Source organism: Pullulanibacillus pueri, assembly GCF_014639255.1.
Classification (GTDB): domain Bacteria; phylum Bacillota; class Bacilli; order Bacillales; family Sporolactobacillaceae; genus Pullulanibacillus; species Pullulanibacillus pueri.
The window spans coordinates 78,510-101,549 of the sequence record NZ_BMFV01000015.1; the positions used below are offsets into that span (position 1 = coordinate 78,510).

A 23,040-nucleotide genomic window follows, 5' to 3' on the forward strand; every position below is an offset into this window, starting at 1 on the left:
CATTTACTTTGTAAGCTGGTAACCTACACCCTAAATCGCCACTAAGTTGAGAGTATAAGAGTCTTGTTCAATTTTTTCTCGTTCTTTCCGAATGTGTACGGCAGCAGTGGTACTATCGCTGATAGATCCCCATTTTTAAAATGACTTAATTCAAATATATCATTTTGTGATTGGTTTGGTCTTTTCGGTTTATAGGAATGATATATAAAAAGCTATATACTTAAAGGGAGATCCTTATTCTTTTCATTGATAAGGTAAATAACGGTAACTGATATCGCTACATTATAAGGGTAAATTAGTATATAATGGGAATTATTTATAGGTACCCAATAACCTTAACGCGGATACTGGGATTTATACTGTTTATTCGATTAAAATAAAGATTGTAAAAATTTAAAAATATAATATTGACATATTAAATATCATTGTTATAATGATGTTGGAATGAAAGCGTTAACAAAAAGAGGAGAAAATGTACGAGGATGGGGGCGATGGTTCTCAGAGAAAAGGTTTGTTGATGTAACTTGAGGTGAATTGAAAAACATCTTAACTTAGCGCATGCAGTATCGGAGACGGCTAAGACTATTAGTCACATAAGGAGTAATCTATTTTTCCCCATTTGATTAAAGTTTAAAGCAGTCAGACGAATTCCTACTGGACTCCAATTCGAATTTTAATTCGGAATAAGTAAGTGGACAATAAGTTGTAGATTTTGTTAGCACTTGGACTAAATTTAAAACTTAATAAAGTATGGAGGGAAGGTTATGCGTTTTAAAAAGGGCTTGTTAAGAGGTTCTTTAATTGCGGCTGGAACGATGTTACTTTTGACAGCGTGTTCTCCTGATAGTTCTTCTACGAACGGTAAAGCTTCGGGGGATAAAAAGGCTAGTGGAACCATTACATATGCGGGAGGGTGGGCAACAAATGGTGTTACAAATCCCTTTGGATCAAACAATATTATTCAGAATGACCTCTCATATGTTCCTTTAGCTTGGTATAAGTACACCGAAGATTTTGATTATTGGAAGGTGTTAGCGGATAGTTGGGAAATGAGTGATGATGGTAAGACCTTCACTGTAAAGATTAATCCGAAAGCGAAATGGTCTGATGGCTCAGCATTAACAGCGAATGATGTTTATGTGACCTTTGAACTCCAATGTTTAACAGGTGCTGCCGAGGGATGGGGACTAAGTAAAATAAACGTTGTAGATGATCATACCGTTCAATTTCAAAGAGATCCAAAAACTTTATATAGTAAGGTGATGTTTGAAAGACAGATTTTGAATAATGTTGCTATTTTACCTGGGAAGATCTACGAAAAATACATTCCAGATAACCTTTGGACACTCGTTAAAGATTGGGGAGGCGACAAGGAATCACAGGCTACTAAAGATGCGACGGCTAAATTAACAGAATATGCTAAAAAGGCACAAAGTGTAAATCTTAATCCAAAGGATCTTATTTTCGATGGACCATGGGAACTTGTAAGAACAAGTTCTTCGCAGCAACTGTATCAAAAAAATCCAAATTATCTCTATGCGGATAATGTCAATGCAGGTAAAGTCGTTGCTATTAATCAGACAACAAATGATGTCACCTGGAGAGCATTGAAAAATGGTGAATTGGATTATGCTGGAGTTGGGTATTCGAAAGTAGTATACGATCAAGTCATGAAGGTGCATAAGAATTCTTATATTGCGGCTCCTATGAGTCAAGGTATGGCATTATACTTTAATGAAAATATTAGTCCGTTTGATAATGTAAAAGTTCGGCAAGCATTGGCCTATGCCATTGATCGAACAGCTGCACAAAAAATTGGTGAACCTATAGGAGCATTAGAATCTGGAAAGATAAATGGTTTGTATAAAACTGTTGCTGAACAGTGGTTAAGTAAGGATCAACTAGACTCATTGGAAGCTTATGACCCCAATCCTGATAAGGTCACTGAATTGTTAAAATCTGCAGGTTTTAACAAGACAGATAAAGGTTGGATGGTGCCTAACGGAAAGCCATTTAAATTTAATGTTACAGTTCCAAATTTATCTGACTGGGTTGCAGGGATCGATGCTATTACCAATCAGTTACGCAAGCAGGGGATTCAAGCCCAAACTTCTGTTGTTGATACTACAACTTGGACACAAGAGGTGCCATTAGGTAAATATTCGATATATGCGAACTGGGACGGAGGTTCGGATATTAATCCTTCTCAAGCGTTTAACCAATTGTATATCACTGACAATAACTATTCAGTAACTCCTTCAGGGAAATTGAAGAATACAGCCACCTCTCCTGATCAGCGCCAGGAAGCAATACCTGAAACGATTAATGTCCCTTCACTTGGTAAAGTCAAGCCAATGGAATTAACCTTACAACTTTTAGGCGATCTTTCACAAGAAGAGAAAAAAGGTTTAGTTTATAAATTAGCAAAAACAACTAACTATTATATGCCTTTTATTCCAATTTGGTGGCAAGCCGCCGGACGTACCATATCAACACAACGTTGGGAATGGCCAGACATTACAAATAAGCCTGAATTAGAAAATCAATATACGTATCACACACCGTTTGTTGTCTTCCAAACACTCGGTTTAATGAAACAAAAATAATCTAAGGAGTTGGCGTGCAGTGAGAACTGGAAATGATCGGATGAGTTTCATGGAAAGGATTGTGACTGGTGCACGCCTTTTCTTTGTTTTGTCAGTGTTTTTATTATTACTAGAAGTGATTACCTGGTTTGGGGCAACGGCTCAAGCTTCAAAAGTTTTAGATGCTTTTGCCATGCTAATTACTTTAATTTTGTTATTAGCCACTACACTGGGTGTCCGCTTGTTAATAAAATGGCAGTCCAAACAAGAGAGGCATGATTAAGATGAAGTGGATAAACCGAATTATTATGGCGATACTGACTGTGTTTGTCGTAGCATCTCTCACCTTTTTCTTAGTTCGACTGATGCCTGGTAGCCCTGTTCAGGTCATGTATCTTGAATTAATACAAAAAGGAATTCCTGCCAATCAAGCAATGAATCAAGTGAACATTATTTTAAATGTCATTCCCAATGAACCTCTATTTCAACAATACATTCATTGGCTTGGGCAAATCATTCACGGTGATATGGGGCAATCAATCCAACAAACAGGTGTTCCGGTAATAAGGCTGATATTTAATGCTCTACCATGGACGCTTATAACGGTTGCCATTGGATTATTAATTAGTTTTTTCATAGGCGTTCTATTAGGTGTGTTAAGTGCTTTTGTGAGGGAACGTTGGACAAGTAGTTTAATTGATAATATTGGTTCAGTTGCACATGCCATTCCCCAATTTGTTACGGCGGTGGCCTTACTTTACATTTTTTCAGTTTTGGTCCATTGGTTTCCGTCTTCTGGAGCGTATAGCATAGAAGTATTTCCAGGCTTTAATGGCCCTTTCATTATGAGTTTTCTTTATCATATGGCTTTACCTGTATTTACTTACGTGCTAACAGGCTTTGGTGCATGGACTTTACAAATGAAAGCCTCGACAGTCTCTGTACTTAAAGAGGATTTTATGATGGCTGCTCGATTAAGAGGGTTAAAGCAAAATACGATCATGGGCTATCTCGGGTCAAATTCAATTTTGCCTTTATTCACTGGATTGATGTTAAGTTTAGGGGCAATGTTTGGAGGGTCGGTCTTTATAGAAGGAACCTATGCATTTCCGGGGATAGGGAATCTTTTGGCGACGGCAATCAACACGCGTGATTATCCTGTGATGCAAGGCTGCTTTATTTTAACAACCGCAACAATTATTTTTGCAAACTTAATTGCAGATTTTGCTTATACAAAATTAGATCCACGAATAACCGATTAAGGGGAGATACCGATGCGACTTGTTTGGAAAGTGCTTAAACGTCGCCCGTCCCGATTGGTTGGCGTTGCATTTTTATTATTGTTTACCTTAATGGCGATTTTTGGGAATCTTATATACTCACATGCCTTAAATGTGGATCCAAACAATATCTACGCTGCACCTTCTTGGAAACATATCTTGGGGACAGATTATGCAGGACGGGATGTATGGGAACAAATCGTGCGAGGATCAACTAATGTTCTTTGGGTAGCGGCACTAGCAGCTTGTTTTACAATGGCACTTGGTACTATTATTGGCCTTGCAGCGGGATATTTGGGTCGGGTGGTAGATGCGATATTAATGCGGATCACGGACTTATTTCTAACTATTCCTTCGGTTGCACTGTTATTAATCTTGGCAGTCACTTTAGGAATGAGTAATATGGTTGTTCTGGCTTTACTGTTAAGTTTAACGAGTTGGGGTGGATTAGCCCGAGCCATTCGTTCTATGGTTTTAAGTTTCCGTGAACGTAGCTTTGTTGAAGTTTCAAGGGGTCTTGGACTCGGGCGATGGCATATTCTCCTTCATGACATTTTACCCAATTTGATGCCTTTTGTATGGACGCACCTTATGCTGGCGATCACTGGTGCAATCTATGGTGAAGTGGGTCTGTTTTTCCTAGGTGTTGTTCCCTTTAAAGCGAATAATTGGGGCGTAATGATGAATTTCGCTACGGGAAGTTCAGGGGCGATGTATAGTACACAATCTTTCATGTTTCTTGCAGCCCCTATTTTAGCCATTGTGCTATTACAAACAGGTATAGTTCTGTGCGTGGATGCTGTAAATGAATTAGCTGATCCAAGATTGAGAAGTTCACATTAGGGGGGAATGACGTGGAAAATGTGCTAGACGTTCAAAATTTATCAATTGAATTTCCCACAGAAACTGGTGTTGTGCGCGCCGTTAAGAATGTGAGCTTTCAAATTAAAAAAGGAGAAAGTCTAGGTATTGTAGGAGAAAGTGGCAGTGGGAAAAGTACAGTTGCCTTTGGTTTATTCAATAGTGTTCCTGATCCTGGAAGAATTAGTAGTGGAAGTGTACGCTTTTTAGATGGGCGAAATTTCCTTAAAGTAAATACTGAGGAGCGTCGGCGTTTTTATTGGGAACACATTTCGATGGTTTTCCAAGCTTCACAAAATACTTTAAATCCTTTGCTTCGTATTCGCAGACAAGTAGATGACATTGCCGAGGCTCATCAGTTTAATAAAAAGAAGCTCCGTCAAAAAGCGCAAAGTCTTTTCGAGATGATGTATCTTGATACAGATCGCGTAATGAATGCCTATCCGCATGAATTATCCGGCGGAATGAAACAACGTGTAAGCATTGGGTTGGCTTTGTTACTTGATCCGGAAATCGTCGTATTGGATGAACCGACAACAGCATTAGATGTCATAAGCCAGGGTTCCGTATTGAAAATTTTAAACGGGATTCGTAAGGAACTGAATATTTCACTCCTTTTTATTACTCATGACATTTCTGTTATCAGTGAGGTTGTCGATTCAGTTATGGTTATGTATGCTGGGCAAGTGATAGAACGTGGTCCGGTTAACCAGGTCATGTCATCTCCTACCCATCCCTACACATTGGGCCTCATTCGTTCCATCCCACCTCTTGTTGGAGATGTCAAGAATACCAAGGGTATCTCGGGAAGCGCCGTTCAGTTAGATTTACTGCCAAAAGGCTGTCCATTTTATTCTCGGTGTGACATGAGGATGACCAAGTGCTCGGAAATTCCCCCACCTTGGGTTACCTTAGATAATAATGTCTCTGTAGCCTGTCATCTAGCAAAGAATGAGGGGGGAGATAAGAATGATAGAACTCAAGAACATTTCAAAACAATTTGATATAAAGGGAAAGGGCCACAAAAAGAAGAGAACCTTTGTTGCGGTTAACCAGGTTAATCTTACATGGAAACGTGGAGAATTCATTTCTATTGTCGGTGAAAGTGGGTGTGGAAAAAGTACACTTGCAAAAATAATTGCTGGGTTAATCTCACCATCAGAAGGATCGTTATTACTTGATGAAGTCGAAAACAAAATAAACACTCAAGCACAAAGGGCAAGGTGGGCTAAGGTCGTTCAAGTTGTGCCCCAAGATCCCTACGCATCATTAAACCCTGTAAGAAAGATACGCTCATCGATGGGGGACGCACTTCTATACCATAAGATGGCGAAGCGAAATGAATTAGATCACAAAATTGAAGAAATGTTGGACTTAGTTGGTTTAAATAGTAAAGAGACACTGAATAAATATCCCCATCAATTATCAGGTGGGCAACGCCAGAGGTTGGTCATTGCTCGAGCACTTTCTCTTGACCCAGACTTTTTGATAGCCGATGAGTCGGTTTCAATGATGGACGTTTCTCTACGTGTAGGTGTGCTTGATTATTTTAAGAAAATTGCAAGTGAAAGAGAACTTGGGTTGCTTTTTATCACTCATGACTTTCGTATTGCGCGTTATATTTCATTTGATGGAAAAATAGCGGTTATGTACTTAGGAAATATTGTTGAATTTGGAGATACTCAAGAGGTCCTTTCCCATCCCTTGCATCCCTATACACAGTCACTCATTTCAGCGGTTCCTCTCATTGCTGGAAAAGAGCGGAGGATTGAGGAAGTCATACCAAAGTCTTTTGAAGTAGGGAAGGTTTATGCAGATCGTCAGCAGTGTCCTTTTGCAGATCGTTGTCCTTTTGCAAGAACTGATTGTTATGAGCAGAAACCATTATTAAAAACCTATAATGGGAATGGATCGTCAAGCACGCATCAAGTCGCCTGTCACTATGCAGAAGCCCGTGAACTTATAGAGAATGTGTAAGTAGCTGCTGGACAGTAAACAATTGATGGGGAATTTTTGGTAATAGGCATCTCCTCTCGCTGGGGGATGCCCTTTCACAATATAATTTGGTCAATGGGCTTGGCAGTAGTTTCATCTCCATCTGATGATTCTTTGACTAAACAAGTGAATAAAATAAAGAACGTTTTCGGTTTCAGCACAGCCCAAAGATCTATTGTCATTTTTCCACCCTTATACGCTAATTGACTTACACATTATCTCATCCTCAATACTATAGACTCTCATTAATGATTCCCGCATAATTACTAAAAATTGAACGTTTATCCCGATTTGTAAACCTATATTAGGGAGTTTGGCCTGGCATTTTTCTGATTCTAATTGTTCTGGCATCGTGTCAGTTCTAATGAAGGATCACTGGATTACACAAATTGCTCTATTATTACACCAAAGAACATAGTGATTAATAAGGAAATATAAATTAAGTCAAAAATCTTAGAAGACTGAACCTTATTCTAAATTTTATAGTGGCTGCGAATAGGGGAGTCTTTTGATCTATTTAAGGGAGGGAAGATGTAAAATGAGCCGTATATTAAATGTTGGGATCGTTGGCACAGGGGAAGTGGCACAAGTGATTCATTTACCTATTTTGGCCACAATGCCTGATAAGTATCGAGTGGCAGCTTTATGTGACATTTCTGAGGCATCACTGGCTTACAATGGAGAGAAGTACAAAGTGGATCAGTTATACACGAACGCAAAAGAGTTGGTGCAGCAATCGCATTTAGATGTCATCTTTATCCTCAATAGTGATGAATACCATGCTGAGGTGGCCATAGATGCTGCGAATGCAGGTAAGCATGTCCTCATAGAAAAGCCTATGGCTTTAACTTTAGCTGATGCGGATGCCATCATAGAGGCAAAGAATAGAAATCAGGTAAAGATGCTCGTCGGCTATATGAGAAGATACGCCCCTGCATTTGTAGCCGCCATAGAAGAAATTGGCGGAATGGACGATATCCTTTATGCGCGGGTCAGAGATATTATTGGTCCTAATGCCTTTTTTGTGGATCAATCAGGTCTCAATCCAAGGCGATTTGCGGATATGCCTGAGGTTGCATTACATGATCGGCAAGAGCGGGCTGAAAAAATCGCCAGTGAAGTTTTAGGAGAAGCTTCGGCCGATCTCGGGAATATATATCGCTTTTTGGGTGGGTTGGGGAGCCATGACCTCTCTGTCATGCGGGAAGCTTTAGGCATGCCCAAGGCTGTAGCAGGAGCAACACTTGGTAAAAAAGGGAATTTTTTAAATGTTTTGTTTGAATACGAAACGTTTAATGTGAGCTATGAGACTGGTGTGGACTATCAAGGACGGTTTGATGCTCACTTGGAAGTGTACGGTGAAACTAAATCCGTTCGCGTTGAATACGAGACCCCTTATATAAAAGGCTTGCCTATTAAACTGATCATCAACGAAACGATTGATGGTGAGTTCAAAGAAACCGTCCGCCGTCCGACTTATACAGATCCCTATACTATTGAATTAATCGCTTTTCATAAAGCAATCACAATGGGTGGCGAAATCAAAACGACTCCCGAGGATTACCGAAATGACCTTGTCATCTTTAACATGATTATAGAGCAGTTAAAAACTAATCTGAAATAAGAAGCACCCTGATGCTAATAAGACTATGGCTGTGGGAGAATATAACATTGATGAATGATGAATCACTTTAATCATGAAAATATAGTCATGCTTGGATATACAGTATTATGTTCTGCGATCAATATCCAGGCTTTGATAGAAAGGATGAGTAGAAAATACGAGAAGGAAATCCTCCCGCCATCAGAGATAAAATTAAATATCAGCTTTTTGCTCATTTCTTTCATAGCCATTATGTTCATACGAGGCTTTATTTTTTTATTCGCCATTTTCATATTAAAAAGCTTATTTTTGAAGTTGGTCGCTTTGATTTTATTATGTACAGATCTGCTTTTAACTTATGGATGGGGATTTAATGCCGGTGCAGAAGGCAAACCAGTGACTAAGACTGAATACACATTTAGAACGGTGCATTTGATTTTGGAGGTGTGTTTTATCCTGTTTTTCTTTGTTTTTTCTCTCTGTCAAATTGATTTTTAGTAGGAGTTATTCACAGTGTTTAAACTGTTAGGGCAAGGTATGTGGGAATGTGGCAAGCGGCCAGTCCTTTTAATGGAAGAAGGAAAATATAGAACGGTCAATTCCTTATAAAACAATTCAACTCATGCTAGGTTAATAGTATAATATATCATGCTATTATCAGTGAGGATTATTCTCTTGGTGTATGAGTTTGCTAATTTTTAAAAAGGGCGTGAGTTGTATTGTGGTTCAATTAAAAAATTCTGTGCTCGGCCAAGCATCTTTCGCGAATTATTGGTTTGCGCAAATCCTATCTTCTACTTCGTTTCAAATGCTTTCAGTGGCTATCGGCTGGCAAATGTATGAGGTGACTCATGATGCTTTTAGTCTTGGTTTCGTGGGGCTCGCCCAGTTTATTCCGATGGTGCTGCTTACTTTAGTTGTGGGACAAGTTGCGGATCGGTTTGATCGCCGAAAGATTGTGTTCATTTGCCTGACGGTTGAAGCCACCATCGCAGCGCTTTTATTGTTTGGAAACCTTGCTGGCTGGCTTGGGCGTGAGCAAATCTTGGTGGCAGCGGCGATTATTGGTGCTAGTCGTGCGTTTGAAGGCCCATCATCTTCTGCTTTATTACCCCAGTTAGTGCCAAAGAAAATACTGACTCAAGCCATCTCCTGGAGTACTTCGGCAGGACAAACGGCTCAAATTTTAGGGCCATCTCTTGGCGGGTTACTTTTTTCTATCGGTCCGACTTTTGTTTATTTGACAGCGATAATGGCGCTTCTAGTTGGTGCTTTCCTTATTATTTTTATTCGTATGGAACGAAGCGTACGTAAATCGGAGCCTGTATCTATGCGCTCAGTTTTTTTAGGTTTAGTCTTTATATACCGCCATCCCATTATCTTAGGAACGATATCGCTTGATCTATTTGCGGTCTTACTTGGAGGTGCAACAGCACTTTTACCTATATTTGCTCAGGATATTCTTCACACAGGAGCTTGGGGTTTAGGTATTTTGCGGACGGCCCCAGCAGTCGGAGCCTTATTAATGTCTATTGTTTTTGGTTACTTTCCACTTAAAAAGGCTTTTGGTCCAACACTCTTCGGGGCACTTGGCGTTTTTGGATTGGCTACAATGCTCTTCGCTCTATCTAATAGTTTAATGGTTTCCTTGATCGCGCTACTTCTTATTGGGGCCTCCGATGTCGTCAGTGTTGTGATTCGGTCAACACTTGTGCAATTGCAAACACCTGATGAGATGAGAGGGCGGGTAAATGCAGTCAACTCGCTTTTCATAGGAACTTCCAACCAGCTGGGTGAATTTGAATCTGGTATGGTTGCAGGATTTACAGGTGCTCCTCGCGCTGCCTTTATCGGTGGCATCGGGACCCTTGCTATTGCTGGCCTTTGGATGTATTTATTCCCATCACTCCGACGTCTTCAATCCTTGTCAGAGGTGAAGGAAGGTTAGACAACCAGTGACTATAAACAATAATGAAACAATTCTAAAGGAGGCGGGAGATCACATCTCTCGCCTTTTTTAATAGAAAAATACAGGATGGAACAGGTTCGGATAAGGGGTACCAAGGCGCTAGTGCTGTTTTAAACAGTAAATAAGAAGGCAACCATGATAGGATCTAACATTGAAGTTCTTTTAAACAGAAAGAGGAGAAATCAGATTAGTAGAGTCCGAAGAAGGCTTCCCTTTAGACAGAAAAGGGAGAAAGAAGATCATCAGAGTCTGAAGAAGGTTTCCCTTTAGACAGAAAGGAGAGATTGTGAGTCGGTAGAGTCCGAAGAAAGCTCCTCTTTAGACAAAAAGGAGAGATTGTGAGTCGGTAGAGTCCGAAGAAGGCCCCCCTTTAGACAAAAAGAAGAAAAAGCAGGTCAACAGAGTCCGAAGAAGGCCCCCCTTTAGAAAAAAAGGAGAAAAAGCAGGTCAACAGAGTCCGAAGAAGGCCCCCCTTTAGACAAAAAGAAGAAAAAGCAGGTCAACAGAGTCCGAAGAAGGCTCCTCTTTAGACAGAAAAGGGAGAAAGAAGGTCAACAGAGTCCGAAGAAGGCCCCCTTTAGACAAAAAGAAGAAAAAGCAGGTCAACAGAGTCCGAAGACGGCCCTCCTTTAGACAAAAAGAAGAAAAAGCAGGTCAATAGAGTCCGAAGAAGGCTCCCCTTTAGACAAAAGGGAGAAAAAGCAGGTCAACAGAGTCCGAAGAAGGCTCCCCTTTAGACAGAAAGAAGAAAAAGCAGGTCAACAGAGTCCGAAGAAGGCTCCTCTTTAGACAGAAAAGGGAGAAAGAAGGTCAACAGAGTCCGAAGAAGGCCCCCTTTAGACAAAAAGAAGAAAAAGCAGGTCAACAGAGTCCGAAGACGGCCCTCCTTTAGACAAAAAGAAGAAAAAGCAGGTCAATAGAGTCCGAAGAAGGCTCCCCTTTAGACAGAAAGAAGAAAAAGCAGGTCAACAGAGTCTGAAGTTAACCTTCAACTTATATCTATTGATAATAGGTGCTGCTTGTATTACCGATGGCCGTATAGTTTTTCTTCAGAACTCTAGCAATGGTCTTCTTATTTAAATCAGCGTTGCACCAGTCATAGATACCCGGAGTTGTTATTTTGTCATTGGGAAATAGCACCCTATATTCTTCTGTGTTGCGCAAAATAGCATGATGGATGCTTTCGTGATGTCCACAATTTTTACAAATAAAATCTCTCTTTATTATTGAGACTAGAAAGGACTTGCAGTTCTCGCAATAAACGCCCTTTTGAAGAAGCTCATAATCGTAACTTGGTAATGTAGTAAATGGGTTTTTAGAATGATTTAATGCTATTAGTTTTTGAGCAAGCTTTTTGTGTTTATCATTTAACTTGGAGGGGATTTTGTTTAAATCAACCAAGAAACGATGAAGCTGGGTGGGTAAAATAATGGGCTTATCCATTGGTGCTTGATATAGAGTGAATTCAGGGTTAATGAAGATAACGAAGGATTCAACAAGAAAAGTTTGTTTGAGATTATTTAGAAGTTGACGAAATAGGGTTTCACATCTTTTTAATTGATCGACAGGATTTTTGTATTCATTTTGGTTAGACACTTTATAGAGTCTATTTGCTTCTAAGTACCAATCTCCTTGGAAATTTTTAATATCCAATAAATGGATAACACCTTGAGAAATAATAAGGGTGTCTATTTGAAAATAAGAGTTATTCACTTCAAAGAGCAAATCGTTGATAACATATCTTTCTTCTTGAAGACTTTCTAGCAGCTGATCACATTTCGTCTCTCCTTCAAAGCCCTTTTCAAGATTTGAATAGATGAATTTTTCCTTTTCGGATAATTTCATTCGGATGTTTAAATAACGCAATACTTTATGTTCGTACGATTTGGTACGTGTTTTAAGTACATGGTTAGAGTCCTCCTATGGGCTATTTCATATTTAAAAAGGAAATTAAGTGTTAGTGATAGCTCTTGTGTAGGGGGTGTGAAGTCCGTAGAGTCACCTATTGTGGGAGTGACAGGCATGGTGGTGGCATTCTTGTAGTGAGGCTCGCCTGTTAAACAAACATGATATATTTTTCCGCTCTTTCAGGGAAAACACATTGTGTAAAGTCGCAGCTCCAGAAGAGCTCCTCGTTCTTTCTACCAAGAATACAATCTATGAGCATTCCCTGAGAAAGTGATTGGCAAGGTAAACCTAGAACAGGATAGCACCTCTGTGTATCCAATTCGGTTAACAATACAATGTTACCACTGACTTCGGTGATCTTGTAGATACTGTCCAAAGTATTCTCTTGAGTCTGAATCTGTTGTGCTAAATTTTCGATGTCTTGATCATAGTTCCAGTCGTCTTGATAAAAGTTTGGGAATTGGCTGAGGAAAAGTTGGTTGAATAGGTCTTCACACTGTTGAAGGGGAGATGCAGCTTCACTGACATAGCGGTTGACAACAGATGCCCAAGAGGTTCCAACGCGTGTATCCAACCAGTGGATAAAACTTTTTAATTGAGTGAGGAATTGCTTAGTTTCATTTTTTTGGGGACTAATCTTAGTAACAAGAGGGATGTAGGCGAAGATGAGTTCTTCCCAAAATGGGGGATAGCAGTGTTCCCATGATGGCGGGCAATCCTCCTCTAGATGATCGGTCATATAATATGAAAAATCGTCAAGAAAATCATTCACTCTTTTATCATTTCGGTAGATCCGCTTATAGGCTATCAAATCCTTGCCGTAGTATTCAAAAAGCCCCCGATACCTCATGTTAAATTCTCTACTTAGGTCAATATCGTTTAACAGCTCCTGACGCTCTTGCGGACTATTAAAGGTTTTCAGCATAATATTGATTTGCTTAGGAGACCCGCAGCATAATTTCTCAGGAATTCCGCTACCACAAGGACATAGATTCAGCTTTTTACTCATTCAATTAACCTACTTTCATTATAGTTTTTATGCATTTGGCTTAGGAAAAAGAGAAAAGAAGGGATGTCTTAGGAGAGGTTGGACAAGGGAAACATACGAAAATTATAACATAATATTTCAAAAATTTAAATCAGAAAAAGGAAAACTTATACAATAAAATTTTCGTCGAGTAAAAAAATTGGAGTGGACAAGGGGATCTAAATAAAAACATCCATAGAGCTTAAGATTCCATGGATGTTTCGTAGGTTTTGTCTTAGACACTTTTTAATGGTTTATTAATGCCAGAATTATAACTTAACGGAAGACCTTATAAAGGTAACTTTGGTTTTCTGCATTTAAGGCTTGGCGAAAGTTGTTTTTCTCACTAATTCACATGGACTGCTTTTTTATCCTTTTCTGAAGAAGGAGAATGGAAGGTGCGGATCCATCGAAAGCGATTCACCTTTACGATAGCGACAAAGCACTTCAAAATTTGGTCGGACTTGAGACAGATGAACACCATTAAGGGTGAAAAGTTAAAGACGAACGCACATAAAGTGGAAGCAGGAAGTACAATCAACCACATGAAGATACTGTCGTTGTATAACACAAAGCGAGTATCGCCTCCCGCTCGAACAATCCCCGTTAAGGCTGGCATTTGATACGCTGTGCCACAGACGGTGATAGAAAGCACAATCATAAATTGTAAAGATAGCGCCCGCGCCTCTTCTGAGATCGAATAAAAGTCGAGAACAAAGTCCTTTAAAATAAAGAGAATCACACCTGTACAGAGGCCGAAAATCAGATATAGAATCTGCAAGGTTTGGGCGTAAGCCTTAATTTTATCTAAGCTGCCTTTGCCGATGGTCTTTCCAATCACTACGGTCGTCGCATTAGCAGAGGCATAAATGCCTACAGATACAATCCCAAAGAGCGTTGTTGCGATACTGTTGGCTGCTATCGAAGCGCCACCCATATGACCCAAAATCGAGGTTTGCATGGCCATCGCTATGCCCCAAATAAAGTTGGACATAAGGATAGGGGAGCCAATCTTAAGATATTGCTTAAATAATTCACCTTCAACTTTATAAAAATCACGTAATTTCAAAACAAGCTTGCGATCAAAGCGCTTCACGTAAAGACAAATAATCATAAGCTCGATAATTCTAGCGGCTAGTGTGGCAATGGCAGACCCCTGCACACCAAGCCTCGGAAAGCCCAGGTGACCATAGATTAAAAGATAGTTAAGACAAATATTGATGATGAGCGTAGATGAGGACAGAATAAAACCGATTTTTACCGTCTCTACACTCCTCAGAGTGGCAAGCAAAATATTGGTGATAGCAAAGAAAACATAAGAAAAACAGATAATTTGGACGTATTTTGTACCTTCGTGGATCACACTTTGATCATTGGTAAACAAACTCATAACGCTTTGTGGGAAGAAAAAGATTACCGCCCACATGATCAAGCCGACAAGAAGGGAAAGCCGCATCCCGATGCTGGAAATTTTCTTAATGGAAGGAATATCTTTAGCTCCCCAATATCTAGATGCCATAATGACTAAGCCTTCACCGACACCCATGACGAGCATTTGTAGGACAAATTGAATTTGATTGGCGAGCGCAACTCCAGAAAGGGCAGATTCACTGTATCCTCCTACGAGGAAGTTATCGGATAAATTGACGCCAAAAGTGATAATATTTTGCAGACCAATGATAACCGTTAACGTAAAGAATGATTTATAGAATGCTTTTTCACGTACCCATATGCTCATGGCGGAACCTTCTTTAATCTTTAATGTTATTCTTGATTAACTTTCTTTAAATGGCTTTATCAATTGATATTTGTGGATTGACATTCCCCCAATAGGCAATGGGTAAATGGTGTGCTAAAACGCTCTCTAGAGGATCGCTCTATAATGGCAGGAGTGATCTTGAAAGAAGGTCGTTTGAGCATTCATATGCCCTTTACAATTCTAAAATTTTATATAGATAGTGTGATTTTATCAGATTATTAATAAAATACAAGAAAACGCTCTCAATATCCTTTGTGTTCTAAATCAAATGTTTGGATATAAAAGGTGTAGCCTATAGTAAGTTCCCAATCCGGCATTGGTAAGGCTCGTTATAAAAACATAGTGAGAAAAGGTTCCAGCGTAATTACAAGTGATACGGATGAAACCATTAGCTTTCCTTTCGATGCCTGTCCCTTTCAGATTAACTAAGGAGTGTTATGTTTACGTAAAAGAGGGCATTGACTAATAAAAGAGTTGCCATACTAACAAATGGGTGCCACAACTTATAAAAGGTGCACATATTGAAGGTGAACTCACAAATGAGTGTTGCGTCCGAACAAAAAAGCAAAATAAAGGACAGGTCCTTGTCACTCATCTGTCCAGTAACAAGAGCACTGTCCTTAAGCCATGCTCATTATTTGTTGGTGCTGTGTTGTTTATTAGGTAATTTATGATTTTCATGTCCTTTGTTTTGACGCTCTTCATTTTTCTTCGCTTTAGATTGTCTCTTATGCAGATCTTCGACGAATTCATGTGTGTCTTCCATACGTGCTACCTCCTTGGTTACTCTTCGTCCTCTTTACTGTTCTTATGGGCTTCATAGGTTGCAAAATCAGCCACAAGTCTTCCTGATTTATCCGGTTCTTTTCCCTCTGTCATCGAAGTGTTTTGGACGTTTTCAGGGTGTCCCTTTTTCTTATGATTAAAGCTTTTTCCTCGACCCATTCTCACTCTCTCCTTTCACTCTTTTGACTTAGTGTTGGCTAACTTGAAAAAATTATGACTGTCAGCTTTTTACTTAAAAAGGTAAAAAGTGTCGCGGGGAAATCTTGAATTTTGAAGTAATAGGCTTTTTTTTAAGTCATGAACGTGTTAATTTAAAAATGAAGAATGAATTATATTCTCATCTATCCAAAAGAACGGCGTCAATCTTCTTTTTTGACATCACCTTACACGGTTTTGGTCTGGGGCATTTAATGGATTTTAAGTGAATTTTTCGACATGGGCTCCTTTGCCGAAGGATTGCAAGCTCCCTGTATTGATTGTGTACAAAACGTGAGGCTTTTTAAAAGGCTGTGGATTAAGGGTGTTTACCATACAACATAAGAAAATATTGGAGTTGAAGGAATCAATGATGGGACAAGGGACCTGTCCCCAAGGAGGAAAAAATATGAGTAAACTGACAGGGTACATAGGGACTTATACAAACGGTGAAAGTGAAGGTATTTATTCTTTTGAGCTTGATACTGTAAAAGGAAGGATTGAGGATATCAAGGTTGTGGCAAAACTTGATAATCCTACTTATCTGTGTTTTAGCGAAGATCATGAACATCTTTATTCAGTCATAAAGGAAGGGGAGTTTGGGGGAATTGCGGCGTTTTCTGTTGATCATTCGTCAGGGCAGCTTCAACGGATCAATGCTAAGGTCAGTGCAGGTTCACCACCATGCCATGTCAGTATAGATAAAGAAGAAAAATTAGTATTTACAACAAATTATCATAAGGGAACGGTTGAATCCTATATAGTAAATTCCGAATCTGGAGAGATCAAAGACCTTGCAGGAGTGGCTCACCACGAAGGTCATGGTCCTGATCCAAGGCAAGAAAAAGCCCACACGCATTTTGCAGGGATGACACCTGATGGGAAGCATTTAGCGGTTGTGGAATTGGGTTGTGATCTTATTATCACGTATTCAGTCGCTGACAATGGTGAGTTAACCGCAATGAATAGGATGGAAACAGCCCCAGGAAGTGGCCCAAGGCACCTCGCCTTTCACCCTAAAGACCCTTCTATGGCTTATGTGATGACTGAATTTAGCTCAGAAGTGATCGTATTAACTTATGATGATTCCAACGGTAGTTTTCGTGTCAAGCAGACAATAAAAACCATTCCTGAAGATTTTATAGAAAACAACCAAGGGAGTGCGATCCATGTCTCTAGCGATGGTCGCTTTGTTTATGCCGGGAATCGCGGTCATAATAGCATTGCTATTTTTAAGGTCGATGAAGAGACTGGGAAGATAAGCCTGGTTGATCGTGTCTCAACTGAAGGTGACTGGCCCAGAGATTTTGTTATAGATCCTACTGAAGCTTTCATTGTCGCAACCAACCAAAATTCGAGTAACCTCACACTCTACTCAAGAAATAGCGAAACAGGCATGTTAGAGTTGCTACAAAAAGACATAAAAGTCCCCAACCCCGTTTGTGTGAAGTTTTAGTGGGACAGGTTCATTGTCCCACTTCAAAGACGTGTGAATGGTCGAGTACCCAATATTGGTTTTGTGCAGGAACCCTAACTGAACAGTAATAAAAAGAAGGGCAATCCATGTATATTTGGCTTTGCCCTTAAAAGCTATATGAGGAAAACATGTCCTTTGTCGCAAAGTTATTTTGCTGGTTAAAAAAGATTTTCGTCTGGATCAGGACCGAATCGATAGTCTTGATTCATTTGATCAATCAAGCGCATGTCTTCTTCAGAGAGAGTAAAATCAAAAATATTAGCGTTTTCAATAATACGTTCTTTATGAACGGATTTAGGGATCGTGACAATGCCATGCTGAATATCCCAGCGCAGGACGATTTGAGCAGGTGTCTTCCCATATTTGGACGCTAACTCCGTAATTTCTGGTAAATCGAGATTGCCTTTCATGATGGGCGACCAAGCTTCCAATTGAATGCCTTCATCCTTACAATATTGAAGGAGCTTTTGCTGGTTGAGCAAAGGGTGAAACTCGACTTGGTTTACCGCAGGAATGGTGTCACTGTTTTGCTTCAAGGTTTCGAGATGGTGAATTTTGAAGTTACTGACGCCAATCGCACGAATGTAGCCTTCCTTATGTAATTTCTCAAAGGCCTTCCAAGTTTCAACGAACTTATCTTTCCCCGGCCAGTGGATGAGGTATAAATCAATATAGTCAAGATCTAATTTGCGACGGCTAGTTTCAAACGCTTGAAGTGTGGATTCATAACCCTGATCCCTATTGGCCAATTTTGTTGTAATGAACAGTTCCTCTCGAGGGATGCCACTCTGTTTAATGGCCGTCCCAACACCCGTTTCATTTTGGTAGCCAGCAGCGGTATCAATAGCACGATAACCCGCTTCTAAGGCACTTTGTACAGAATGGATCACTTCATCTCCATCCTCCACTTGAAAAACACCTAATCCGAGCCAAGGCATGCGGACGCCATTATTTAATGCCGTATAGTCAGTAATGTGTTGAATACTCAAGCCCATTCCTCCTATCCTTTTTTTCACCCTTATTGTATAGAAATACACCACTGAATGTAAGGAGTAAAATATTTTTAACTAGATCCACTTTGATTGACTAGCTCATCTGAGGTCATTTAGGACGATAAAACACTTTGCACGGTGTTTCTTATAACGACAGCTTTTAGCTTTACGGAAACGCTAATAAGGTCAACTTTGGCATTCATTATTGAGGCTTGGTGATAAGCCATGTTGTTACCGTGTATTTTTAAAAAATTCTAAAAAGGGTGGATTTTATATTGTTAAAAACTATAATATAGGTACATTCACTTAAACGATTAAGTGCGAGGAGATGTGAAAAATGAAGTTTGATGCCTTGTTTAACCCATACCCTTCCCAACGAATGACGACATATGCAAGAAAAGGCATGGTGGCAACAGCACAGCCACTTGCGGCACAAGCAGGTATAGAAATACTGAAAAAAGGGGGCAATGCCATTGATGCTGCCATTGCAACAGCGGCTTGTCTCACCGTGCTTGAGCCCAATTCAAACAGCATTGGTGCAGATACGTTTGCCATCGTTTGGTATAAAGGTAAGCTTCATGGATTAAACGCCAGCGGTCCCGCTCCAAAGGCGATATCCATACAATCTGTCAAGGCGGCGGGCTATCACAATATTCCAAACTATGGAATGCTACCAGTTACTGTTCCTGGAACACCGGCTGCTTGGGCGGGATTATCTGAAAGATTCGGTCAATTACCATTGACCGAGGTGTTAAGCCCAGCCATCGACTATGCAGAAAATGGCTATCCTGTTTCGCCAACGATAGGGAAATATTGGGACGATGGATTTCAAAATATTCGTGCATTAAAAGGTGAAGCATTCACTCCATGGTTAGAAACGTTTGCGCCTAAAGGAAGAGCACCACGGATTGGGGAAATGTGGCGATCACCTGATCATGCAAAAACGTTATCTTCTATAGCAGAGACAGGAGCCCAGTCATTTTATGAAGGAGAATTAGCAGATAAAATTGATGCATTTTTCCGCAAATATGGTGGGTTTTTACGAAAGGAAGATTTGGCAAGCTACAAGTTAGAATGGGTAGACCCGATAAATATTAACTATGGAGGATATGATATTTGGGAAATCCCGCCTAATGGACAAGGGATCATCGCATTAATGGCTTTAAATATTCTTAAAGGCTTTAAATTTACAGCAAAGGATACTTTAGAGACATATCATAAACAAATCGAGGCGGTAAAACTGGCGTTTATCGATGGCTTAAAATATATTACAGATCCCAAACATATGAAGCTATCCGCTTCGCAACTTCTTTCTGAGCCTTATTCCCGTTTGCGAAGAGAACTTATAACGGAAGAGGCTTTGATGCCTCAAGCGGGTGAACCTTTTAAAGGGGACACGGTCTACCTTTCTACGGCAGATGGAGAAGGGAACATGGTCTCATTAATACAAAGTCATGCGGGCGATTTTGGATCAGGTATTGTCATCCCAGGCACGGGGATTTGTATGCAGAACCGTGGCACTGGTTTTTCATTAGATCCGTCCCATCACAATGCGCTTGCGCCGGGAAAGAAAACCTATCATACGATTATACCGGGATTTATTACAAAAGGAGAACAAGCCATCGGTCCGTTTGGTGTGATGTGTGGGATGATTCAACCGCAAGCGCATGTCCAACTTGTGATGAACTTGATTGACTTTCATTTGAATCCACAAGCGACATTAGATGCCCCAAGATGGCGCTGGATAAAGGAAAACATCATTGAAGTTGAACCAGGGTTTCCAGATCATATCGCCCAAGCGCTCGTAAGAAAAGGACACATTGTCCAGCGGGCAACAGATTCAGGGATGTTTGGTCGTGGGCAAATCATTTTGAGAGATCCTGAAAGCGGTGTACTCGCCGGTGGAACAGAACCGCGAGCCGATGGTGAGGTCGCTGCGTGGTAATCTCTAACCAAGATGAAACATGGAAAATTCGTCGAGGGCTTGAAGGCCGGCTATCCATTGTTCTAGAGATGAAACTTCTAAAAATCTCCTCAGCGGCCACTCGACCCAAAATCGTAGTATAATATACTTTTGAGTCACTTTTATAGAAGAAGCAGTAGGTGGACGTTTTGAATACAGTTGCAACGAAGATCAACACGGATGGCCTTATTTATCGACGGTTAGTCCTACATAATCACTATTCGCCTGAACAGCAGATGTGTATAGAGCGTACAGTAAACAAATTGTTACAGCATTCCACAAGTGCTGATCGGCCAGGGATGTTATTAGGGAGAATTCAAAGCGGGAAAACACGAACCTTTATTGGCGTGGCTGCGCTTGGATTTGATAATCATTATGACATGACCATTGTATTAACAAAAGGAACCCGAGCGCTTAGTCAGCAAACCTATGAGCGGCTGAACAAAGAATTTCGCTCACTTCGGGAGGACGATGTTGTTCAAGTCTTTGACATTATGACCTTACCCGATAATCTTATTAACTATGAGCTTGACCAAAAGCTGATCTTTGTCGTTAAAAAGGAAATGAATAATTTACAAAGGCTTAGAGCGGCATTGTTTGAGACCTATCCACAGTTGGCGGAAAAGCGCATCCTTATTATTGATGATGAGGCGGATTTTGCTAGTTTTGGATTTACGAAAACGAAAGCAGAAATTATAGAAATCAACCGGATTGCAGGACACATTGATGACCTACGCAAGAATCTGAAGCAGGTGGATTTTTTACAAGTTACTGCAACGCCTTATTCTTTGTATTTACAACCCGAGGCATATACTTTTAGGCATTCCGATCGGACCTTTAAACCCATTCGACCGGCATTTACGGAGCTTGTTCCTGTCGGCAAGGGTTATATTGGTGGAGAATACTATTTTAAGGAAAGTGAGGAGGACCGTTCGCTAGCTTCCTTCCTTTATGAACCGATTGCTTTAGATGAACTTGTGGTTTTGAAGAAGGAAGATCGGCGTCGTTTTAAAATTGAGCAAGCACTTTCAAGTCAAAAGATCCATTCATTAAGACAGGCTATCGTCAATTTTATGGTCGGAGGGATTATCCGCCGATGGCAGGACGAAAAGCAAAATAAAAGGCCAAGGAAGTATAGCTTTATTATTCATACAGAGCAAGCGAAAGCCTCACATGGCTGGCAAGAGGCGGTCATTCTCTCCTTGAAAGCGCAGTTGGTTTCCGCACTTGATCAGGAGCCTCTTATCCTTGATTCCCTCGTACGTCAGGCTTACGAAAATATCCGCCGATCGTTGAAGAGGGTCAATGGCGATGTACCAAAATATGAAGAAGTGAAATATCACGTGTACTATGCCATTGGCCATGATCATCTCATGATTACCAAAGTCAATTCGGAAAACGATATGAATCAGCTTTTGGATGAAACGGGGGAGTTGAGACTAAGGGCGCCGCTGAATATTTTTATCGGTGGGCAAATTTTGGACCGGGGAATTACGATTGGGAATTTGATTGGCTTTTATTATGGCCGCAACCCGAGGCGTTTTCAGCAGGATACGGTTTTGCAACATTCGCGGATGTTTGGCTATCGTCCTCTGGAGGATCTTGCGGTCACACGTTTTTATACCACACTGGAAATTTATGAAGTGATGAAAACGATCCATGAATTTGATACAGCCCTCCGTAATGCCTTTGAACGAGGAGGACAAGAGGGTGGCGTTGTCTTTATTCAAAAAGACGCAAGCAATCATATCATTCCGTGCAGCCCTAATAAATTGATTTTATCTACGACCACCACGCTCAAACCGTTCAAGCGCTTATTGCCTGTCGGCTTTCAGACAGGTTATAAAACCTATATTGCAAAAACCATCCAAGCCCTTGATCGGAGCATTTTACAGCATCGGGTGGATCAGCCCTTTTTGCTCGATGTTACAGAAGCTACGAGGATCATTGAAACCATCAAGACCACATTTGATGACGAAGCGGCTAAGCCGTGGTCAGCACAAACATTCATTTCAACGATGGAGTATCTCGCAACTTTGGGTAAAGGAAAAGAAGCGGGGAAAGTATGGTGCATTGTTAAAACCGATAGACAGATGGCACGGGTTAGAAAGAATGGTCGCTGGGAGGATGCCCCTGATACCCCGCGTGGGAAAGACAGTGAACTAACGCTCGCGCGTGAGGTAGCTCAGTATATCCCTGCGTTGATCTTACTTCGACAAAACGGTGAAGAAGACAAAGGATGGAGAGACACACCATTCTGGTGGCCCGTATTAGTTACACCCCGTCATACGCCGACCACGATATTTGCAGAATCCTAGCCTTAAAACGATGAGGCTGTCTCAGAAGTCCTGAAAATTGGACTGTTTGAGACAGCTTCATCTTGATATTCAATCAAATTGAATTTGTAGGATATAAAAAAACAGAGGGAAAAGCCATATTATGCGACTTTCCCCTCTGTTTTTTCCTCTTTTTTAACCTTCGGTTTTAAATGGTTTGACCATTTCAATAAGTTATGTGCAACGCAAATAAGACCCCATTCCACCCTTATTTTGGAAAGGCCTCTTAACATAAATGGATTAAATCCTCGGTTATATTTTATCTGTCCAAATACTGGTTCGACATCACATTTTCGTCTACGGT

The 23,040-nt window shown here is 40.4% G+C and carries 19 protein-coding genes; 11 read left to right on the forward strand and 8 right to left on the reverse strand.

Translation table 11 applies throughout. From position 1 onward, the window contains the following. The first annotated feature begins 764 nt into the window (after positions 1-764). The 6 genes from IEV91_RS10950 to IEV91_RS10975 are packed head-to-tail and all read left to right on the forward strand — an operon-like array spanning position 765 to position 6,703. A complete protein-coding gene (locus IEV91_RS10950; protein ID WP_188497470.1) occupies positions 765-2,606 on the forward strand; it encodes an ABC transporter substrate-binding protein in 1,842 nt (613 codons plus the stop codon). 19 nt (positions 2,607-2,625) lie between these two features. Next, complete coding sequence (locus IEV91_RS10955) at positions 2,626-2,868, forward strand: hypothetical protein (RefSeq protein ID WP_188497471.1); 243 nt, start codon at positions 2,626-2,628, stop codon at positions 2,866-2,868. A 1-nt stretch (position 2,869) separates the two neighbouring features. Next, positions 2,870-3,847, forward strand: coding sequence for an ABC transporter permease (locus IEV91_RS10960; protein WP_188497472.1), 978 nt, complete (start codon positions 2,870-2,872; stop codon positions 3,845-3,847). Positions 3,848-3,859: 12 nt separating this feature from the next. Next, complete coding sequence (locus tag IEV91_RS10965; protein ID WP_188497473.1) at positions 3,860-4,708, forward strand: ABC transporter permease; 849 nt, start codon at positions 3,860-3,862, stop codon at positions 4,706-4,708. 11 nt (positions 4,709-4,719) lie between these two features. Continuing rightward, positions 4,720-5,730 carry an ABC transporter ATP-binding protein gene (locus IEV91_RS10970; protein ID WP_188497474.1) on the forward strand — a complete coding sequence of 337 codons (1,011 nt, stop codon included), beginning with the start codon at positions 4,720-4,722 and terminating at the stop codon, positions 5,728-5,730. Beyond that, entirely contained in the window at positions 5,696-6,703 is a 1,008-nt protein-coding gene (locus IEV91_RS10975; RefSeq protein ID WP_188497475.1) for an ABC transporter ATP-binding protein, read from the forward strand. The genes IEV91_RS10970 and IEV91_RS10975 overlap by 35 nt, the downstream gene beginning before the upstream one ends. A gap of 74 nt (positions 6,704-6,777) precedes the next feature. Here IEV91_RS10975 and IEV91_RS21900 read toward each other — a convergent pair whose 3' ends face one another. After that, entirely contained in the window at positions 6,778-6,903 is a 126-nt protein-coding gene (locus IEV91_RS21900; protein ID WP_268236382.1) for a hypothetical protein, read from the reverse strand. Between the two features lie 356 nt (positions 6,904-7,259). On the opposite strand from IEV91_RS21900, the gene IEV91_RS10980 reads away from it, so the two are divergent. Together IEV91_RS10980 and IEV91_RS10985 are read left to right on the forward strand one after the other, a co-directional pair. Beyond that, positions 7,260-8,345: a Gfo/Idh/MocA family protein gene (locus IEV91_RS10980; RefSeq protein WP_188497476.1), complete on the forward strand. Its 1,086-nt coding sequence runs from the start codon at positions 7,260-7,262 to the stop codon at positions 8,343-8,345. Between the two features lie 700 nt (positions 8,346-9,045). Next, positions 9,046-10,272 (forward strand): MFS transporter, encoded by a 1,227-nt coding sequence (locus tag IEV91_RS10985; RefSeq protein ID WP_204871304.1) that lies wholly within the window; start codon positions 9,046-9,048, stop codon positions 10,270-10,272. 1,020 nt (positions 10,273-11,292) lie between these two features. On the opposite strand, the gene IEV91_RS10990 is transcribed toward IEV91_RS10985, so the two are convergent. From IEV91_RS10990 to IEV91_RS11010, 5 genes are all read right to left on the reverse strand, one after another. Beyond that, positions 11,293-12,159 (reverse strand): nuclease-related domain-containing protein, encoded by an 867-nt coding sequence (locus IEV91_RS10990; protein ID WP_308420034.1) that lies wholly within the window; start codon positions 12,157-12,159, stop codon positions 11,293-11,295. Positions 12,160-12,349: 190 nt separating this feature from the next. Further along, on the reverse strand, positions 12,350-13,210 hold the full coding sequence (locus tag IEV91_RS10995; protein WP_188497478.1) for a hypothetical protein: 861 nt from the start codon (positions 13,208-13,210) through the stop codon (positions 12,350-12,352). Between the two features lie 364 nt (positions 13,211-13,574). Next, positions 13,575-14,966 carry an MATE family efflux transporter gene (locus IEV91_RS11000; protein WP_188497479.1) on the reverse strand — a complete coding sequence of 464 codons (1,392 nt, stop codon included), beginning with the start codon at positions 14,964-14,966 and terminating at the stop codon, positions 13,575-13,577. 655 nt (positions 14,967-15,621) lie between these two features. Then, complete coding sequence (locus IEV91_RS11005) at positions 15,622-15,753, reverse strand: DUF4023 family protein (RefSeq protein ID WP_188497480.1); 132 nt, start codon at positions 15,751-15,753, stop codon at positions 15,622-15,624. A gap of 17 nt (positions 15,754-15,770) precedes the next feature. Further along, positions 15,771-15,932 (reverse strand): hypothetical protein, encoded by a 162-nt coding sequence (locus IEV91_RS11010; RefSeq protein ID WP_188497481.1) that lies wholly within the window; start codon positions 15,930-15,932, stop codon positions 15,771-15,773. A gap of 445 nt (positions 15,933-16,377) precedes the next feature. On the opposite strand from IEV91_RS11010, the gene IEV91_RS11015 reads away from it, so the two are divergent. Beyond that, a complete protein-coding gene (locus IEV91_RS11015; RefSeq protein WP_188497482.1) occupies positions 16,378-17,424 on the forward strand; it encodes a lactonase family protein in 1,047 nt (348 codons plus the stop codon). A gap of 179 nt (positions 17,425-17,603) precedes the next feature. Here the strand turns inward: IEV91_RS11015 and IEV91_RS11020 are convergent, their stop codons facing one another. Beyond that, the gene (locus tag IEV91_RS11020; RefSeq protein ID WP_188497483.1) at positions 17,604-18,440 is read right to left on the reverse strand and encodes an aldo/keto reductase; all 837 of its coding nucleotides are present in this window, start codon (positions 18,438-18,440) and stop codon (positions 17,604-17,606) included. Between the two features lie 334 nt (positions 18,441-18,774). Between IEV91_RS11020 and IEV91_RS11025 the strand changes: the two genes are divergently transcribed. Further along, positions 18,775-20,382: a gamma-glutamyltransferase family protein gene (locus IEV91_RS11025; protein WP_188497484.1), complete on the forward strand. Its 1,608-nt coding sequence runs from the start codon at positions 18,775-18,777 to the stop codon at positions 20,380-20,382. A 158-nt stretch (positions 20,383-20,540) separates the two neighbouring features. After that, complete coding sequence (locus IEV91_RS11030; RefSeq protein ID WP_229745544.1) at positions 20,541-22,718, forward strand: Z1 domain-containing protein; 2,178 nt, start codon at positions 20,541-20,543, stop codon at positions 22,716-22,718. Between the two features lie 119 nt (positions 22,719-22,837). Here the strand turns inward: IEV91_RS11030 and IEV91_RS11035 are convergent. After that, the coding region (locus IEV91_RS11035) for a transposase (RefSeq protein ID WP_188497485.1) at positions 22,838-23,040 on the reverse strand (203 nt) is incomplete at its 5' end.